This is a genomic window from Streptomyces yangpuensis, from assembly GCF_001005295.1.
Taxonomy (GTDB): Bacteria; Actinomycetota; Actinomycetes; order Streptomycetales; family Streptomycetaceae; genus Streptomyces; species Streptomyces yangpuensis.
Genome location: NZ_LBMK01000005.1, coordinates 403,286 through 420,922, shown reverse-complemented (window position 1 = coordinate 420,922; position 17,637 = coordinate 403,286). Strand labels below are relative to the sequence as shown.

16 protein-coding genes are annotated in these 17,637 nt (G+C 72.2%); 7 read left to right on the top strand and 9 right to left on the bottom strand.

Annotation, left to right across the window (positions count from 1 at the left end):
- Positions 1 to 62: 62 nt before the first annotated feature.
- Both AAT21_RS25770 and AAT21_RS25765 read right to left on the bottom strand, forming a co-directional pair.
- Complete coding sequence (locus tag AAT21_RS25770) at positions 63 to 683, bottom strand: Uma2 family endonuclease (RefSeq protein WP_046779295.1); 621 nt, start codon at positions 681 to 683, stop codon at positions 63 to 65.
- A gap of 84 nt (positions 684 to 767) precedes the next feature.
- Complete coding sequence (locus tag AAT21_RS25765; protein WP_046779294.1) at positions 768 to 3,020, bottom strand: MMPL family transporter; 2,253 nt, start codon at positions 3,018 to 3,020, stop codon at positions 768 to 770.
- 177 nt (positions 3,021 to 3,197) lie between these two features.
- Between AAT21_RS25765 and AAT21_RS25760 the strand changes: the two genes are divergently transcribed.
- Together AAT21_RS25760 and AAT21_RS25755 are read left to right on the top strand one after the other, a co-directional pair.
- Entirely contained in the window at positions 3,198 to 4,370 is a 1,173-nt protein-coding gene (locus AAT21_RS25760) for a sensor histidine kinase (RefSeq protein WP_046779293.1), read from the top strand.
- A complete protein-coding gene (locus AAT21_RS25755; protein ID WP_046779292.1) occupies positions 4,345 to 5,007 on the top strand; it encodes a response regulator in 663 nt (220 codons plus the stop codon). Before AAT21_RS25760 ends, AAT21_RS25755 begins: the two co-directional genes overlap by 26 nt.
- A gap of 265 nt (positions 5,008 to 5,272) precedes the next feature.
- Here the strand turns inward: AAT21_RS25755 and AAT21_RS25750 are convergent, their stop codons facing one another.
- Together AAT21_RS25750 and fahA are read right to left on the bottom strand one after the other, a co-directional pair.
- Positions 5,273 to 5,887: a hypothetical protein gene (locus AAT21_RS25750; protein ID WP_046779291.1), complete on the bottom strand. Its 615-nt coding sequence runs from the start codon at positions 5,885 to 5,887 to the stop codon at positions 5,273 to 5,275.
- Positions 5,888 to 6,038: 151 nt separating this feature from the next.
- Positions 6,039 to 7,262: a fumarylacetoacetase gene (gene fahA / locus AAT21_RS25745; RefSeq protein WP_046779290.1), complete on the bottom strand. Its 1,224-nt coding sequence runs from the start codon at positions 7,260 to 7,262 to the stop codon at positions 6,039 to 6,041.
- Between the two features lie 141 nt (positions 7,263 to 7,403).
- Here fahA and AAT21_RS25740 point away from each other — a divergent pair, with 141 nt between their 5' ends.
- Complete coding sequence (locus AAT21_RS25740; RefSeq protein ID WP_046779289.1) at positions 7,404 to 8,222, top strand: HAD family hydrolase; 819 nt, start codon at positions 7,404 to 7,406, stop codon at positions 8,220 to 8,222.
- Positions 8,223 to 8,284: 62 nt separating this feature from the next.
- Here AAT21_RS25740 and AAT21_RS25735 read toward each other — a convergent pair whose 3' ends face one another.
- A complete protein-coding gene (locus tag AAT21_RS25735) occupies positions 8,285 to 10,291 on the bottom strand; it encodes a CocE/NonD family hydrolase (RefSeq protein ID WP_046779288.1) in 2,007 nt (668 codons plus the stop codon).
- Positions 10,288 to 10,467 carry a hypothetical protein gene (locus tag AAT21_RS37755; protein ID WP_157879784.1) on the bottom strand — a complete coding sequence of 60 codons (180 nt, stop codon included), beginning with the start codon at positions 10,465 to 10,467 and terminating at the stop codon, positions 10,288 to 10,290. The genes AAT21_RS25735 and AAT21_RS37755 overlap by 4 nt, the downstream gene beginning before the upstream one ends.
- Before the next feature lie 249 nt (positions 10,468 to 10,716).
- Here AAT21_RS37755 and AAT21_RS25725 point away from each other — a divergent pair, with 249 nt between their 5' ends.
- From AAT21_RS25725 to AAT21_RS25710, 4 genes are all read left to right on the top strand, one after another.
- Complete coding sequence (locus AAT21_RS25725) at positions 10,717 to 11,727, top strand: polyprenyl synthetase family protein (protein ID WP_046779286.1); 1,011 nt, start codon at positions 10,717 to 10,719, stop codon at positions 11,725 to 11,727.
- Between the two features lie 238 nt (positions 11,728 to 11,965).
- A complete protein-coding gene (locus tag AAT21_RS25720) occupies positions 11,966 to 13,180 on the top strand; it encodes a LolA family protein (protein ID WP_046779285.1) in 1,215 nt (404 codons plus the stop codon).
- A 105-nt stretch (positions 13,181 to 13,285) separates the two neighbouring features.
- On the top strand, positions 13,286 to 13,489 hold the full coding sequence (locus AAT21_RS25715; RefSeq protein WP_225884906.1) for a ribbon-helix-helix domain-containing protein: 204 nt from the start codon (positions 13,286 to 13,288) through the stop codon (positions 13,487 to 13,489).
- Positions 13,486 to 13,902, top strand: coding sequence for a translin family protein (locus AAT21_RS25710; RefSeq protein WP_235439222.1), 417 nt, complete (start codon positions 13,486 to 13,488; stop codon positions 13,900 to 13,902). The genes AAT21_RS25715 and AAT21_RS25710 overlap by 4 nt, the downstream gene beginning before the upstream one ends.
- 97 nt (positions 13,903 to 13,999) lie before the next feature.
- On the opposite strand, the gene AAT21_RS25705 is transcribed toward AAT21_RS25710, so the two are convergent.
- From AAT21_RS25705 to AAT21_RS25695, 3 genes are all read right to left on the bottom strand, one after another.
- Positions 14,000 to 15,316, bottom strand: a complete 1,317-nt coding sequence (locus tag AAT21_RS25705) for a M28 family metallopeptidase (protein ID WP_046779284.1) — start codon at positions 15,314 to 15,316, stop codon at positions 14,000 to 14,002.
- A 227-nt stretch (positions 15,317 to 15,543) separates the two neighbouring features.
- Positions 15,544 to 16,491: an EamA family transporter RarD gene (gene rarD, locus AAT21_RS25700; protein ID WP_046779283.1), complete on the bottom strand. Its 948-nt coding sequence runs from the start codon at positions 16,489 to 16,491 to the stop codon at positions 15,544 to 15,546.
- A 142-nt stretch (positions 16,492 to 16,633) separates the two neighbouring features.
- Positions 16,634 to 17,488 (bottom strand): SDR family oxidoreductase, encoded by an 855-nt coding sequence (locus AAT21_RS25695; RefSeq protein WP_046779282.1) that lies wholly within the window; start codon positions 17,486 to 17,488, stop codon positions 16,634 to 16,636.
- Between the last annotated feature and the right edge of the window lie 149 nt (positions 17,489 to 17,637).

Below are 17,637 nucleotides of genomic sequence, written 5' to 3'. Positions count from 1 at the left end.
TCCGGCCCGGACGAAGGGCCCGGCTCCCCTCGGGGGAGCCGGGCCCTTCGGCTGTGCACGGGCTACTTCTCCGGACGATGCCGGGGTGTGATCGCCGTGAGGTCCACATCGATGGCGAACGGTACGGAGACCTTCAGGCGGTCGTGGAAGATCCCCGTCGCGACGTAGGCGCCCGTGGCGGGATCCAACTCGTAGACGTAGACCACAGCACGTCCGTCCTTGTTCTCGACCCGCCAGAAGTGCACGATCCCGGCCCTGGCGTACTTCAACGGCTTGGTTTCGCGGTCACGTCCGACGGAGTCGGGGGAGACCACCTCAATGGCCAGCACAACTGCCTCGGCAGGGAACCGCGTCTGTTCCAGGTCGTCCACGACGTCGGTGCGTACGACCACCACATCCGGCTCGGGCCGATTGCGTTTGTCGATGTCGATCGTGAACTCGCGAAAGATCTCGAAGTCGGCGGGGGCCGCCGACCGCAGCTGCCACTTGAACAAGTCAATGGCTCGCTCGTGGAAGATGCTCTGCGGACTCACGAAAATCAGGCTCCCGTCGATCAGCTCCGTGTGCGGAGGCAGATTCGGAAGCGTGTCCAGGTCGTCCGCTGTCCAGCCACCCGCGGGCGGGATGGGCCAGCGGGGTCCCGGCTCCGGCTCAGGCTGCGGCGCTGCGGGGTCGACGCTCATCGGTAGTGCTCCCATGCCACGGAGTCTCGCGAGTGCGACCAGCCTAGCGCCGGGGATCCGCGGAGCACCGTCCTCACGGGTGAGTCATATGCGTACGGCACTTGACTGCACCGGCGGGCGGTGGTCGGTGCCGACCGGGCCGCGGGGGAGCATCCGGTCCAGCCACTTCGGCAGCCACCAGTTGGTCCGGCCGAGGAGTGTCATGGTCGCCGGTACCAGCACCATGCGTACGACGGTGGCGTCGATGAAGATCGCGGTGGCCAGGCCGAGCCCGAACATCTTGGCGGAGGGGTCGTCGGCGACGGCGAAGGACAGGAAGACCGCCACCATGATGAGGGCGGCCGAGGTGATGATCCGGGCGGTGCGCGAGATGCCCTCGACGATCGCCGTGCCGTTGTCGCCGGTGCGCAGGTACTCCTCGCGTACGTGGGAGAGGAGGAACACCTCGTAGTCCATCGACAGGCCGAACAGGATGGCGAAGAGGAACATCGGGATGAACGACACGATCGGAACCGTCGCTTCCAGCCCGATGAGTGCGCCTCCCCAGCCCCACTGGAAGACCGCGACCATGACGCCGTAGGACGCGCCGATGCTCAGCAGATTCAGCAGCACCGCCTTGAGCGGTACGAGTACCGAGCGGAAGACCAGCATCAGCAGCAGGAACGACATCGCCAGCACGGCGGCGACGAACACCGGCAGGCGTTGGCTGGTGCGCAGGCCCACATCGGACAGGCTCGCGGCGGCGCCGCCGACGTGGGCCCTGGCCGGGCCGTCCCCGATCGCCGTGGGCAGCACGTCGGTGCGCAGCCGGGCGATGGTGTCGGCCGTGGCCTTGTCCTGAGGGCTGGTGGTCGGAAACACCACGAGGGTCGCGATGCCGGTGGCCCGGTCGATGTGCGTCGGCGTGACGGACGCGATGCCCGGATCCGCCGCGACCGCCCCGGCGAGTCGGTCCAGCACCCCCGGATCACCGGTGGGGTCCGCGGCGATGACGAGGGGACCGTTGGTACCCGGCCCGAACCCCTCGGCGACGAGGTCGTAGGCCCGGCGCTCGGTACGGCTGTGGGGCAGCGAGCCGTCGTCGGGCAGGCCGACGCGCAGGCCGAGCACGGGCAGCGTCGCGGTCAGCAGCAGCCCCGCCGCGCCGACCGCGTACGGCACCGGGTGCCGGCCGACGTGCCCGATCCAGCGGCGCCACCCGGCGGCGGGGGCGGCGCCCGCCGCCGGGTCCCGCCGCCGTGCGAGCCCGCCCGGCTTCCTGGTCTGCAGAGCCCGGACGATCCGGCCGGCCCGGGCCAGGCGCGGGCCCGCCGCGCCGAGGAAGGCCGGCAGCAGCGTCACCGACGCGAGCACCATCGTCAGGACGACGATCGAGACGGCAACCCCGCCCACCCTCATGAACGGCACGTTCGCGACCGCCAGGCCGAGGATCGACACGACGACGATGCCGCCGGCGAAGACCACCGGCCGCCCCGCCGTTGCCACCGCTCGTCCGGCCGCCGCCTGCGGATCGAGGCCGCACGCGAGGTACTCCCGATGTCTGGCGAGCACGAACAGCGCGTAGTCGATGCCCACTCCGAGCCCGACCATGCTGCCCAGGACCGGTGCGAAGGCGGGGACGTCCGTCACCCCCGCCAGTACCGTCATCGTGGCGACCCCGACGGTCAGCCCGAAGACCGCCATGCCGATCGGCAGCGCGGCGGCGACGAGCGAACCGAACGCCAGGAACAGGATCGTGGCCGCGGCGAGGAGGCCGATCAGCTCGCTCACGCCGCCGTCGGGGTCGGAGAAGGCGTAGAAGAGGTTCCCGCCCATCTCGACGCGCAGGGGAAGTTCGGCGCGCAGCCGGTCGCCGAGTGCGACGAGGGCGTCGAGGTCCTCGGCCGACAGCCGGCTCTGGTCGGGGTACTGCACCCGGACGACCGCGATCCTGCCGTCGGCCGAGACGAGGCCGCCGCGCACGGCGGTGTCCCCGCCCGCGTCGAGCGCCCCCGCCGGGTCGCTCGTGCCGAGCACGTGCGGCAGCCGCCTCACCTCGGTCTGCAGCCGAGTGAGAGCGGTGCGCGCGCCGTCGTCGCCGAAGAACGTCGCACCGCCGGCGACGGGGGTGACGACCACCTGGGCGGTCATCCCCTCCTGGCCGGTGCCGGCCCGCTCGATCAGTTCCGCGGCCCGCTGGGAGTCCAGTCCCGGAGCGGTCATCGAGTCCGCGGTCCGCCCGCCGAAGGCGACGGCGGCGAGGACGGCGAGCGTGGCGACGATCAGCCATGCCGCGATCACCCGCCAGGGATGGCGGGCGGCGCCCCCACCCAGGCGCAACAGGGCTTTCGAGAGCATCGGGGTCCTCCAACCACGTCGTCGGCCGTCCTTGTACGGCCGCCGATGCGTAAGGTTCGTCGCCACGGCGCTCCGCGGCATCGGCCCGCGGGCCGCGGATCCGCCGGCCCCGGGGCGGAGTGACGACCCGTCCTTTCGGCCGATGCGCGGCGCGCCGCGGTCCCTAGGCTGAGAACCGTGCTCCGAGACGACCTGAGAACCCTGTGGACCGAACCCCGGCCGCCCGACGCGCCCGCCCGGGTGCGGCGGGACTGGGCGCTGCTCGCCGCGGGCCTCGCCGGTGTGGCGCTGGAGGCCATCCTGCGCGAGGACGTCGTGTGGCGGCCGGTGGCGGTGGTGTTCGCCGTATGGCTGTGCCTGCTGACCCTGTGGCGCCGGACCCGCCCGCTGGCGATGGTGACGCTGGCGTTCGGCTCGGTGTCCCTGCTTGCGGTGGCCTCGCTCGTCGCCGCGCCGCGCGAGCCCGTCGGCCTGTACACCGGCGCGGTCGTGCTCGTGCTGGTGTACGCGCTGCCCCGGTGGGGATCGGGACGCGAGATCGTGCTGGGCGGCGCGGTGACCCTCGCCGTCGGCGCGCTGTGTTCCGTCACGGACGAGACCCCGGTCGTCGAGAACGTCGTGGGCCTCGCCTTCCTGCTGCTGCCCGGCGTGGTCGGGGCTGCCGTGCGGTTCCGGGTGACCGCTCGCGAGCGGCAGTTGGACCAGGTGCGCTCCCGCGAGCGCGAGCAGCTCGCCCGGGAACTGCACGACACGGTGGCCCACCACGTGTCGGCCATGGTGATCATCGCCCAGGCGGGCCGGGTGCTCGCGGGCACCGACCCGTCCGCCGCCGTCGAGGCGCTGGAGGGGGTCGAGGAGGAAGGGGCGCGCACGCTGGAGGAAATGCGCGCCATGGTCGCCACGCTGCGCGACCGCGGGGTCGGCGCCGAGCTGGCGCCCCCTGCCGGAGTCGCGGATCTGGAGCGCCTGGTGCGCACCCCGGGTGGTCGCCTCAGGGTCGACCTGGGGCTCGACGGCGAACTGGACGCGCTGCCCCCGGCCGTGGACGCGGCCGTCTACCGGATCGTGCAGGAGTCGGTGACCAACGCGCTGCGCCATGCGGTCGACGCGACCGAACTCGTCGTCCGGGTCGCCGCGGAACGGCACACGGTACGGGTGAGCGTGCGCGACGACGGCCGGCGCACCGGCCGGGGTCGCGACGGATACGGACTTACCGGATTGCGCGAGCGCGCGACGCTGCTCGGCGGCACACTACGAGCCGGCCCGGGGACCGACCGGGGCTGGCATGTCGATGCCGAACTGCCGAGAGCGAGGAGCGAGAGCGGTGTCCATTCGCGTCCTCGTCGCTGACGACCAGACGATCATCCGCACCGGGTTGCGGATCATACTGAACGCCCAGCCCGGCATCGAGGTGGTCGGCGAGGCCGCCGACGGGCGGGAAGCGGTACGCATGGCCCGCGAACTGCGCCCCGACGTCTGCCTGTTCGACATCCGGATGCCCGTACTCGACGGGCTTGAGGCCACCCGGCTGGTCGCCGGCCCGGGCGCCGCGGACCCGCTGGCCGTGGTCGTCATCACCACGTTCGACCTCGACGAGTACGTCTACGGCGCGCTGCGTGCCGGCGCCCGCGGATTCCTGCTCAAGGACACGGGACCGGACCTTCTGGCGCAGGCCGTGCGGTCGGCGTCCGACGGTGAGGCGCTCATCGCGCCCAGCGTCACCGTCCGTCTGCTCCAGGCGTTCGCGGACCTGCCCGCCGGCCGGCCGGTGGCCCAGCCGGTCTCCCCTGTGACCGCCCGCGAGGAGCAGGTGCTCCTCGCCGTCGCCCGCGGGCTGACCAACACCGAGATCGCCGACGCACTGCACATCAGCCTCAGCACGGTGAAGACGCATCTGGCCAGCCTGATGGCCAAACTCGGCGCCCGCAACCGGGTCGAGATCGCGATGTGGGCCTACGAAACGCGCCGGATCCTCCCCGGAACCTGATCCGGGTGCCGGCGGCAGGTCCTAGGCCCTGTCGTCAAAGTCCCGCCTGGCCCGCGGCGCCCGGCACCGCACCTCGCCGCGTTGTCGGGGCGCCCAAGTACGTCCNCCCTGTCGTCAAAGTCCCGCCTGGCCCGCGGCGCCCGGCACCGCACCTCGCCGCGTTGTCGGGGCGCCCAAGTACGTCCAGTACACGGGCGCCCCTCCGCCTTGCGAGGCACGGCACCGGACACCGCGGGCCTGACCGGCGCTACTTTGACGACAGAACCTAGTGGCCGTACGCGTGCGGCGCGGTGGGCGGCTTGCCCGGGGTGGGGGCCTTCCTCGGGCAGGTCAGGGCCGGGTTCCAGTTGTGGAAGCGGCCGGCCGGGTTCTTCTTGTACGCCCACATGTGCAGGTCGTAGTGCTTGGGCATGCCCGCCCAGTGGCCCGGCATGGGGCCGTCGAAGGGCACGCCGAACATGCTCGGCCGGTCGTCGGCGGTCTTCAGGTCCTGGTCCCGGTCGGTGGACATCCACTCCACGGTCTCCAGCCTGCGCAGGCCGTTCTTGTCCTTCTCCCGGCTGTAGAGGAGCGCCGTGGGCCTCGCCGGGTCCTTCGAACCCCAGTTGGCCTGCTTGACGTAGTGGTAGTTCATGGCGCCCACCCCGAACGGGTTCGTCATGCAGTCCTCGCCCTTCGGGACGTACCCGTCCCGGATGGCCACCCGCTCGTCCGCGTACTTGGCCGTCGCCGCGATCGCCGTCGCCATGTCCCGCATGGCCTTCGTGTTGCGCGGGTCGGGCGCCGGCCCCTCGACCCCGTGGGCGGGGGCCACGGCGGTCAGGCCGAGGGTCACGGCGGCCGCGCAGGTGACGACGGACTTCAGGCTGCGTAGGGTCATGGCGGCGGCTCCTCGCGAGGGGGGTACGGGGTACGGGTTCCCGAAAACCCGGTCGTCCGTCCACCATCCCGGCCCGCCCCGCGCACCGCACGCGGCGCGCCTCCGAACGGGGGTCGGGCCCGTCCGGAGGCGCGAGGTGTTCCGAGGGCCGCTACGCGGCGCCCGTGATACGGCCGGTGACCTCGCCGAGTCCGACGCGCGTGCCGTCCGGGCCCGGGGCCCAGGCGGTGAGGGTGACGGTGTCCCCGTCCTCCAGGAAGGTGCGCTTGCCGTCGGCGAGTTCGATGGCGTCGCGGCCGTTCCAGGTGAGCTCCAGCAGCGAGCCGCGCTGGCCGACCTCGGGGCCGCTGACGGTGCCCGAGCCGAAGACGTCGCCGGTGCGCAGGGAGGCGCCGTTGACGGTCATGTGCGCGAGCTGCTGGGCGGCCGTCCAGTACATCGTCGAGAACGGCGGCTGCGCCACCTCCTGGCCGTTGATGGAGACGGTGATGTGCAGGTCGAAGCCGCCGGGGCGGTCGACGGCCGCGTCGTCCAGGTAGGGCAGGAGCGGGAAGTCCCGGGCGGGCGGGGTGACGCGGGCGGCGTCCAGCGCCTCCAGGGGGGTGACCCAGGCCGAGACGGAGGTCGCGAAGGACTTGCCGAGGAAGGGGCCGAGCGGCACGTACTCCCAGGCCTGGATGTCCCGCGCCGACCAGTCGTTGAGCAGGAACAGCCCGAAGACGTGGTCCTCGAACGCACCCAGCGGCACCGGGCGGCCCAGCTCGGACGGGGCGCCGACGACGAAGCCGACCTCGGCCTCGATGTCGAGCTTGACGGACGGGCCGAAGACGGGCGCCGGGTCGGTGGGCGCCTTGCGCTGCCCGGAGGGGCGTACGACATCGGTCCCGGAGACCACGATGGTGCCGGAACGGCCGTGGTAACCGATCGGCAGGTGCTTCCAGTTGGGCGTCAGCGCGTCACCGTCCGGGCGGAACATCCGGCCCACGTTGGTGGCGTGGTGCTCGCTCGCGTAGAAGTCGACGTAGTCGGCGACCTCGTACGGCAGGTGCAGCGTGACCTCGTCGAGCGGCAGCAGGTGCGGCTCGACCGTGGGGCGGTGGCCCGGGTCGGTCACCCAGGCGGTCAGCGCACGGCGTACGTCGCGCCAGGTGGTGCGCCCGGCGGCCAGCAGCGGGTTGAGGGAGGACCGGCCGAGCAGCCCGGCGTACGGGGAGCCGAGCGCGAGTGCGGCCGCCCCGGCGTCCAGCACGTGCCCGCCGATGCGCACGCCGATCCGGCGGCGTTCCTCGCCGGCGGTCGAGAAGACGCCGTAGGGGAGGTTGTGCGGCCCGAACGGGTCGCCCTCGGGGACATCGAGGGGGCTCTGCTGGGGCATGGGGTACTGCCTCGCTTTCGACGCGGTCCGGGGGTGTCCCGGGGGCTGGTTGACACGTTACGTGGCTGAGGGGGCGCGTGGGAGGCCGGATTCGCGCTCTATTTGTAGGACTTGTCCACTGGGGTCCGTATCCTTGGCGGCGTGACTTCCGCGCCGCTTCCGGCCCTCCCTTATGCCTTGATCGCCACAGACCTGGACGGGACTCTGCTGAGTTCCGGGGACAGCGTCTCAGCCCGTTCCACTGCGGCGCTCGCGGCGGCCCGCGCGGCCGGCGCCCGGCACATCATCGTCACCGGCCGCCCCGTCCCTCAGGTCCGGCACGTCCTGGCCGGACTGGGCTACACGGGGCTCGCGGTGTGCGCGCAGGGCGCGCAGGTGTACGACGCGGCGCACGGCCGGTTGCTGCACTCCGTCTCCATGGACCGGGAGCTGGCGGAGGTCGCCCTCGGCAAGATCGAGGCGGAGGTCGGTGAGGTCTACGCGGCGGTCAACCAGGAGGGCCCTGACGCGGAGATGCTGATGGGGCCGGGCTACCGGATGTGGCACCCGCACCTGCCGACGGTGCGGGTGGCCCGGCGGTCGGGTCTGTGGTCGGCGCCGATCAGCAAGGTGCTGCTGCAGCACCCGGAGCTGGACGACGACGAGCTGACGCGGGTGGCGCGGTCGGTGGTCGGCGACCTGGTGAACGTCACGATGGCGGGTGAGTACACCGTGGAGCTGCAGCCGCTGGGGGTCGACAAGGCCTACGGCCTCGCCCGGGCCGCGGCCGTACTGGGCGCGTCCCCGGCCGCGACGATCGCCTTCGGCGACATGCCGAACGACATCCCGATGTTCGCATGGGCCGCCTACGGGGTGGCCATGGCCAACTCCCACCCCGAGCTGGTCGCGGTGGCCGACGAGGTGACGTTGTCCAATGCGGCCGACGGCATCGCGGTGGTCTTGGAGCGGCTGTTCGGCTGACCGCCGGCCGCCGCCGCGCCGCCGCCCGGAGCCGTCCGCCTCCCCGGGGCGGCGCCGCGCGATCAGCCCGCCCCGCGCGGGAGGCGGCGCTCCCACGTGCGGTGGAAGACCACCTCGTCGCCCTCCCGGCACACCACCTCGTTCGACGTCATGAAGCCGCCCTCGTCGCAGGTGATCTCCGAGCGCGTCTCCACCCGCGCGTCCCACCCCAGCTCCGGCCGGTGGAGCCGGATCCGCCACTGCGAGCGGGTCCGGGCCGACAGGGGGTCCCCGTCCTGGATCTCGTACACCTCCGTCGCGTCCTCGCCGTACTCCAGGCCGTCCGGGTACACGCGGGTGCCGCCGTAGCGCGGGTCCACCTCCAGCCGCCAGGTCCCGCGCGCGACGTCCCGGACGACGAGGCGCTCCGGGCGCGGCTCGTCCAGGGTGGCCGGGTGGGAGACGCCGAGCGGCTCCGACTGCTCCGGGGCCTCGAAGAAGATCCCGTCGTCCCCGGCCGGGGAGGCCGCCCGCACCGGCAGGGTCACCGAGCTGCCCGCCGGGTCCAGCGTCCAGCCGGCCTCCGACCCGGCCCGCGGCCAGATCCACGGCCAGTACGCGGAGGACACCGCGAGGCGGATCCGGTGCCCCGGCGGGAAGACGTGGCCGATGCCGTTCAGCTCGAAGGTGACGTCCTCGTAGGAGCCCACCGGCCACGGGACGGCCCGGTCGCGCCCCTGGCGGGCGGAGAGGTTAAGCGCGCCCCGCGTGACCAGCGTCGAGGACCCGTCCGGGGCGACGTCGCACAGCCGGGCCACGACCTGCCCGTACGGCACGTCGAGCCGCAGCCGCAGGGTCACCGACGGCCGGCCCAGGATCTCCACCGGTTCCGCCCCGGCCACCGGGAACTCGAAGCAGGCCGACTTCGCGTCCTCCTCCCGCTGGTCGGGCGGCAGGTCGGCGTCGTTGCCGAAGGGGAAGAAGCGGCCCGCGTCCAGCCCGGTGTGCTGCGGGGAGGCGACGGCCACCGGCGCGCCCCGGAACACGTACGGGACGGGGATCACGGACGGCGACGGCCAGGCCCTCTCGCCGACCCAGCGGCCCGGCAGCTCCTCGTACACGGTCGCCGGCGGATGCGCCTCGCTGATCCAGGCGCGGAGCAGCGGCTCGTCCATCACCCCGTTGTCGGCGCCCTTCAGCCAGTGGTCCCACCAGCGCAGGGTCTCCTGGAGGAAGCCGATCGCGGGTCCCGGCGGCAGCCCGCGGTCCGGGTACTGGTGCGACCAGGGGCCGATCAGGCCCCGTACGCGCGCCTTCGGCAGGTGCTCGACCAGCCGCAGCACGGTGTCCCGGTACGGGTCGTGCCAGCCGCCGACGGCGAGCACGGCCGCGCCGATCGCCCCGTAGTCCTCGCAGACGCTGCCGTGGCGCCAGTAGGCGTCGCGGGTCTGGTGCGAGAGCCAGGTGTGGATCAGCGGTTCCACCGCCTCCAGCCGGTCCAGCCACTGGGCGCGCCAGCCGTCGCCGGCGTACCGCGGGTCCGGCGGCCGGGAGGCGAAGGCCAGCATGGTCGCCGCCCAGGCGTGCATGTCCACGGCGAGCACCGAGCCGCCCATGTAGTGGACGTCGTTGTCGTAGCGGTCGTCCGTGGAGCAGACGGTGACGACGGCCTTCAGCGGTTCGGGGGCGAGGGCGGCGATCTGGAGGGAGTTGCATCCGCCCCAGGAGATCCCGAACATCCCCACCGATCCCGTGCACCACTCCTGCGCCGCCAGCCACTCCACCACCGCGACGCCGTCGGCGAGCTCGCGGGCGTCGTACTCGTCGCCGGGCCGGCCGCCGCTGCACCCGTGCCCGCGCACGTCCACCCGTACGGAGGCGTAGCCGTGCCCGGCGTACCAGGGGTGGCGCTGCCAGTCGCGCGGTGAGGTCCAGTCGGTGAGCCGGTACGGGAGGTACTCCAGCAGGGCCGGGACGGGCTCGTCGGTCACGGGCCGCCAGATCCGCGCGTACAGCTCCACTCCGTCGGGGAGCGGGATCCGGACATCCTCATGGGTGGATCCGTACGGGAACTCGGTGCGGATGATCATCGGTTCTGCCGCCAATCGCCTCGGGGGCTGCGGAACACCAGCGCGAAGCAGCCGGCCGGGGCGAGGGTGAGCAGGCCGGCGAAACGGTCCGTCGTCAACCGGCCGACGACCGCCGGAAGAGTGGCGGGCGCCGCGGGCGCCGCGGGCGTGACGGAGGCCGTGGTGCCCGCGGGCATGCCCGGGCCTCCGTCCGCCGGATCCGGGGGCTTGTCCATCTCGGTCGCAGTTCTGGGCAAAACATACTCTCCGGTTGTTTCTGCTCCTCCCGAACATACCGGGGCTTATCGGGCAGTGTGGGAGGGTGGCCGGGAAGGCCCTCTCGGTGATCGAAAACAGACCCGATACGCTGGCTTGAGTGATGGCAGCGACACATCGACAATCCATGTGATCGTCAGCGTGATCGTCAGCAGACAGGAGTACCCCTCGTGACCGTCGTCGGGCCGTTCGGACTGAGCGTGCGGGACCAGGCTCTTGAGACCGATGTCCAGGCCGGACTGGCCGCCGTCGAGGCGGGTCTGCTGGAAGCCACCAAGAGCGAAGTCCCCTTCATCACCGAGGCCGCACAGCACCTGGTCCGGGCCGGCGGCAAGCGGTTCCGGCCGCTGCTGGTCATGCTCGCGGCCCGGTTCGGCGACCCCTACGCGCCCGGGATCGTCCCGTCCGCCGTGGTGGTCGAGCTCACCCACCTGGCGACCCTCTACCACGACGACGTCATGGACGAGGCGGACGTGCGCCGGGGCGTGGAGAGCGCCAACGCCCGCTGGGGCAACTCGGTGGCCGTCCTCACGGGTGACTTCCTCTTCGCCCGCGCCTCACACATCCTGGCCGACCTCGGACCCGAGGCCGTACGCATCCAGGCGGAGGCCTTCGAGCGGCTCGTGACGGGCCAGATCCTGGAGACGGCCGGTCCGCGCGACGGCCGCGACCCCGTCGCCCACTACCTCGACGTCATCGCCGGCAAGACCGGCTCGCTGATCGCGGTCTCCGGCCGCTTCGGCGCGCTGATGTCCGGCGCCGACGAGTCCGTCGTCGACATCCTGACCCAGTACGGGGAGCGGCTCGGCACCGCCTTCCAGCTCGCCGACGACGTCCTCGACATCGCCTCCGACGCGCACGAGTCCGGCAAGACCCCGGGCACCGACCTGCGCGAGGGCATCCCGACGCTGCCCGTGCTGCGGCTGCGCGAGACGGCCGCGCGGGACGGGCGTCCGGAGGACCTGGAGCTCGTGGCGCTGCTGGACGGCGACCTGACGGACGACGCCCGCCACGCCGAGGTGCTCACCCGGCTGCGGGCGCACCCCGCCCTGGAGCAGGCCCGCCGGGACACCATCCGGTACGCGGAGGACGCGCGGGCCACGCTCGCGCCGCTCCCGGAGTGCTTCGCGAAGGCGGCTCTGGAGGAGCTGTGCGACGCGGTGGTGCACCGCGCCGGCTGACGTTTCCCACGGGCCGCCGCGCCCGACGGCACCGGACGGGCCCTCCGCCCGCCGACCCCTACGGGTCGGGGGTGGGGGGCCCGTTCCGTGTCATCCCACGGTTGTACGTCCAGTTGCTTCCGGGGACTGACGCCCGGGCGCCGCCGATTTGGTCAGATGGAGTCATCAACCCCACCGAATCGGGTGAGCGCGGCGACACGCGGATCGCCGCAGTCGACACAGAGGGCAGGGCACTGACATGGCAGCGAACACGAAGACTTCTCGCAAGGTCGCCCGGTACGCCGTACCGGTGGCGGTGGCAGGTGTTGCCGCGGCGACCGTGGCGATGGTCCCGGCCTTCGCCAACGCCGGCGGGCCCGACCTGCCCAAGGTGACGGCCCAGCAGCTGATCGAGAAGATCGCCGCCTCGGACGTGGAGCAGCTGTCGGGCACGGCGAAGATCAGCACCGACCTGGGCCTGCCGAAGATCGCGTCCGGTCTGCTCGGCGGCGGTGGGGTCACGGGCGGCTCCGCCAACCCGGAGGACAAGGTCGCGCAGCTCGCGAACGGCACGCACACCCTCCGGGTCGCGGCCGACGGAGAGGACCGCCAGAAGATCACCTTCCTGGACGGCAAGGACGAGTACAGCCTCATCCACAACGGCGACGACGTGTGGGGCTACGACTCCAAGTCGAACGAGGTCTTCCACGAGAAGGCGGCCCCGTCGGACAAGGCGGCCGGCAAGGGCGCGGGCAAGGAGCACAAGACCGGCGACCGGCTGAACGCCTCCCCCCAGAAGCTGGCCGAGGAGGTCCTCGCGGCCGCCGGTCCCACCACGGACGTCAGCGTCGGCGAGACCGCGCAGGTGGCCGGGCGCGACGCCTACCAGCTGGTCCTCAAGCCCAAGCAGGCCGGCTCGACCGTCGGATCGGTGCAGATCGCGGTGGACGCCAGGAACGGCGTGCCGCTGCGCGTGCAGCTGCTCTCGGCGCAGGGCGGCAAGCCGATCGTGGACGCCGGCTTCACCAAGGTGGACTTCGCCAAGCCGGCCGCCGACACCTTCGCCTTCACCCCGCCCAAGGGCGCCAGGGTGACCGAGGGCACGGACGGGCACGGCAAGGGCGACAAGGACGGTGCGTTCAAGGCGCTGGAGTCCTTCCCGGGCCTGGACGGGCTGGCCGGCGGTCCGGGCGGCAAGGGCGACGTGAAGGTCCTCGGCGAGGGCTGGACGACGATCGCGCGGATCGACTCGGGTGCGGGCAAGGGCCTCAAGGAACTGGAGAACGACAAGAACGCGCCGAAGGAGGCCAAGCAGTTCCTCGACTCCCTCGGGGACAAGGTCAAGGGCGGCTTCGGCGAGGGCCGGGTCATGTCGACCCGTCTGTTCAACGTCCTGGTCACCGATGACGGCAAGGTCTACGCCGGTGCCGTCACCAAGGACGCGCTGGTGAAGGCGGCCGACGCCAACAAGTAGCCACGGCGCTCGCGGGTGCCGCAAGGGTGGGCAGGGACTGTGTCCCTGCCCACCCTTGCGGCTTTACCGCTCCCTGTACAGCGCGTCCGCTGTACGGTGTTGGGTATGTCGAGACACGTCACCATCCGCCTGGACGAAGAGTTCCACGAGCGCCTCAAGGCGCGCGCGGCGGCACTGGGGACGACGGTCACCGCGCTGATCACAGAGGTGACGGAGCGCGAACTCGACGAGGACCGGAAGAACTTCCTCTCCGGCATCGAGGAGTTCGCCGATCACTGGGGCTACTTCCAGGAGCGGTTCGGCAATTGAAGATCACCATGGAGTGGGCCTGGACCGCTCTGGCCCACCATCTCCCTTCGGATCCCGCGGTGTGGGATCCCTCCGGGGTGGCCGCCGCGGTCGCCCGTCACCAGAACGACCTGGTTCTGGTGCCAGAGCAGCCCGCCCCGGACACCGCGTGGCGGGCCGCCGCGTTTCTGCACACCCTCGCGGTCTGCCCGGCCCTGGAATCACCGATGAACGAGTTCTACGCCGCCGCCGCGACACGCTCGTACCTGCGCGTGGCAGGGGCCGCGAAGCTGCCCTCGCCGGAGGAGCTCGGCGATCTGGTCGAGGCGGCGAAGCTGGGCCTCGCGGACGTCGCGGCCGTGGCCGAGGAACTGCGGGCCCGGATGAGGGAGCCGCTGGAGACCTCGTCCCAGGGCCGCGCCGAGGACGGCTGAGCCTGCGCGAGCCGGAGGGCCGGCGCAGGGCTGAGCCCCGGCACGATTCGGGAGGAAGAGTGCCGGGGCCCTGGAGCGGGAGCGGAACCGCCGTCGCCTAGAAGGTGATCTTCCAGCTGTTGATGTAGCCGATGTCCTGCGCGGCCGTGTCCCTGACCCGGAGGTTCCAGACCCCGTTCGCGACCTCGCTGGAGGCGTTGACGGTGTACGACGCCACGATGTTGTCGGCGCTGCCGCCGGAGCGGTTGTGCAGGTTGTAGACCGTTCCGTCCGGGGCGACCAGGTCGACCACCAGGTCACCGCGGTAGGTGTGGACGATGTTCACGTCCACCTTGGTGGTGGCCGGCGCGTTGCCCGCGACGCCCGAGACCGTGATCGGCGAGCTGACCGCGGCGGCGGGGGAGTCCGGGATGTTCACGTCCGCCGTGTTCTCGAAGGACGGACCCGGCGGGACCGGGGTGGAGGCGCCCAGGGTCCAGATCGCGTACGCGGCGGCGTCGGTGTTGCGGTCCAGGGCGGTGTCGCTGATGTTCGCGGTGTTGTCGCAGGAGGAGTGGTAGCAGCGGTCGAAGGACTGGCCGGCCGTGCCGCCCCACTTCTGCGCCTGCGCCGAGGTCTTGGTGTTGCTGGCACCGGTGAACAGGCCGCCGACCGGTATGCCCACGTTCTTGAAGGAGGCGTGGTCGGAGCGGCCGTCGCCCTCGGTCTCGATCTCGGTCGGGACGCCGATGCCCGAGAAGTAGTTCTTGAAGGTCTGCTCGATCGTCGGGTCGTCGTCGTAGACGAAGTAGCCCGGGTTCGGCGAGCCGATCATGTCGAAGTTCAGGTACCCGGCGAACTTGGCCCGCTCGGCCGTCGGCAGGTTGTTGACGTAGTACTTCGACCCGATCAGGCCCAGCTCCTCCGCGCCCCACCAGCCGAAGCGCAGGTGCTTGGTGGGCTGCAGCCCGGCCCGGGAGACGGCGAGGGCGGTCTCCAGGACGGCCGCGCTGCCGGAGCCGTTGTCGTTGATGCCCGCGCCCGAGCTGACGGAGTCCAGGTGCGCGCCGGCCATCAGGACCGAGTTCGGGTCGCCGCCCGGCCAGTCGGCGATCAGGTTGTAGCCGGTGGCGCCGCTGGTGGTGAAGGTCTGCAGCGTGGTGGTGAAGCCCGCCGCGTCGAGCTTGGCCTTCACGTAGTCGATCGACGCCTTGTAGCCGGCCCGGCCGTGGGCGCGGTTGCCGCCGTTGTTGGCGGCGATCGTCGAGAACTGCGACAGGTGGGCCTTGACGTTGGCCAGCGGGATGTCGGGCGGGGTCGGTGCCGCGGCGACCGCCGTGGGGGCGGCGAGTGCGGCGGGGGCGGCGGAGGCGAACAGGCCGGCGACCGCGAACGCGGTCACGGCAGCGAGGCGCCGGGAGACGGACAGGCTCATGTGGGGGCTCCGGGATTCCGCTGGGGATATGACGGAACGAGCGAGATAGAGCGGGTGAGCGTTAGTGCGTCAGTGCGAGCCTGATGGTCAGTGAGGATATGACTGTCCGTCAAGACCAGAATTCGGTCAGGGCCGTTCGGAAAACGGACGATCCCCGGTGCGGAGGGTCCGTACCGGGGATCGTGGGGTTCGGGGCGTTTGCTGGTGCGCGCCCCGCGGGGCGGTCGTTACGCGGGTTCGCGGGCCGGTGCCGGGGCGGCGGCCACCGGGGCCGCCTCCAGCCGTGCGCGGGAGCGCCGCGCCGTCCGCAGGGCGTCCCAGGTCAGGATCGCCAGGGCGGCCCAGACCAGGGAGAAGCCGGCCCAGCGCTCGGGCGGCATGGCCTCGTGGAAGTACAGGACGCCGAGTCCGAACTGGAACACCGGGGCCATGTACTGGAGCAGCCCGAGGGTGGACAGCGGGACCCGGATGGCGGCCGCCCCGAAGAACACCAGCGGTATCGCCGTGACCAGGCCGGTCGCGGCCAGCAGCAGGGCGTGGCCGACGCCCTGCGAGGCGAAGGAGGACCGGCCCTGCGCGCCCAGCCACAGCAGGTAGCCGAGGGCCGGCAGGAACAGCATGGCCGTCTCGGCGGCCAGCGACTCCAGCCCGCCCATGTTGAGCTTCTTCTTGATCAGCCCGTACGTGGCGAAGGAGCAGGCCAGGACCAGTGAGATCCACGGCGGCCGCCCGTAGCCGACGGCGAGCACGAGGACGGCGAGGAAGCTGAGGCCGACGGCCGCCCACTGTGCGCGCCGCAGCCGCTCGCCCAGCACCAGCACCCCCATCGCGATGCTGACCAGCGGGTTGATGAAGTACCCGAGGCTCGACTCGACGACGTGGCCGTTGTTGACCGACCAGATGTACAGGCCCCAGTTCACGCTGATCACCGACGCGGCCAGGGCGGTCAGGCCCAGCTTGCGCGGCCGGCGCAGCAGCTCCCGTATCCAGCCCCACCGGCGGACGGCGAGCAGGGCCACCCCGACCACGGCCAGGGACCACGTCATGCGGTGGGCGAGGATCTCGACGGCCCCGGCGGGCATCAGGAGTGGCCAGAAGAGGGGGACCAGCCCCCAGATCCCGTAGGCGCCGAATCCGTAGAGCAAACCCGCGCGCTGCTCGTTCTGTGCCTTCACGGGGCCTCCTGTGCGACTTCCAGCCAACTTCACGACGGTATCGCCGCGCGGCCCGGATGTCATGCTCGTAATGGCGAGATACTCATGACATCTCCGGGGGTCCGTGTGGCCGTCCGGTCGTCCGGGTCCGGAGGTGGCGCGGTCAGGCCAGCGCGGCGCCGATCGCCACCGCGACCGGGGTCGTCGGCCGCCCGATCAGCCGGGCCAGGTCCCCGCCGGTGCCCGCCAGCCGGCCGCGCGCGATCGCCGCGTCCACGTCGACGATGACCGCCGCGAAGCCCTCGGGCACCCCGGCGCCCGTCAGGATCCGCAGGTGTTCCCCGGCCGGTACCTCGGTGTACGCGATCTCCTTGCCGCTCTGCGCGGACACCTCGGCCGCGTACTCCGCGAGGCTCCACGCGGTGTCGCCGGAGAGCTCGTAGACCCGGTTCAGGTGACCCTCGCCGGTCAGCACCTCGGCCGCCGCGGCCGCGTAGTCGGCGCGCGCCGCGGAGGCGATCCGGCCCTCGCCCGCGCTGCCCACGACCGCACCGTGCCCGAGGACGGCCGGCAGCTCACGGGTGTAGTTCTCGTGGTACCAGCCGTTGCGCAGCAAGGTGTACGGCAGCCCGGAGGCGAGGACGGTCCGCTCGGTGGCGGTGTGCTCGGCGGCCAGCTCGAAGTCCGCCTCCGGGCCGCCGAGGATGCCGGTGTAGGCGAGCTGCGCCACGCCCGCCGCCTTCGCCGCGTCGATCACGGCGGTGTGCTGTGCGACGCGCCGCCCGATCTCGTTGCCGGAGATCAGCAGTACCCGGTCGCCGGGCCGGAAGGCGTCCTTCAGTGCCGCCGGGTCGCCGTAGTCGGCGACGCGCACCTCGATCCCGCGGGCGGCCAGGTCGGCGGCCTTCCGCGCGTCCCGGACGACGACGGCGACGCGGCCGGCGGGGACCCGCTCCAGCAGTTCCTCCACGACGAGACGGCCGAGTGCTCCGGTGGCCGCGGTGACGACGATGCTCATGGCTGCTTCTCCCTCATTGGTCGAGAGTGCCAGCCTACGGTAAGCGCTAACTTTTCGAAAGCGCTGTGGTGGAGTGGGTGCGCCGGGGGTGCGCTCAGTGGGTGCATGCCGAAGCCCGGGCCCCGTGCGGGGCCCGGGCTTCCGGCGGC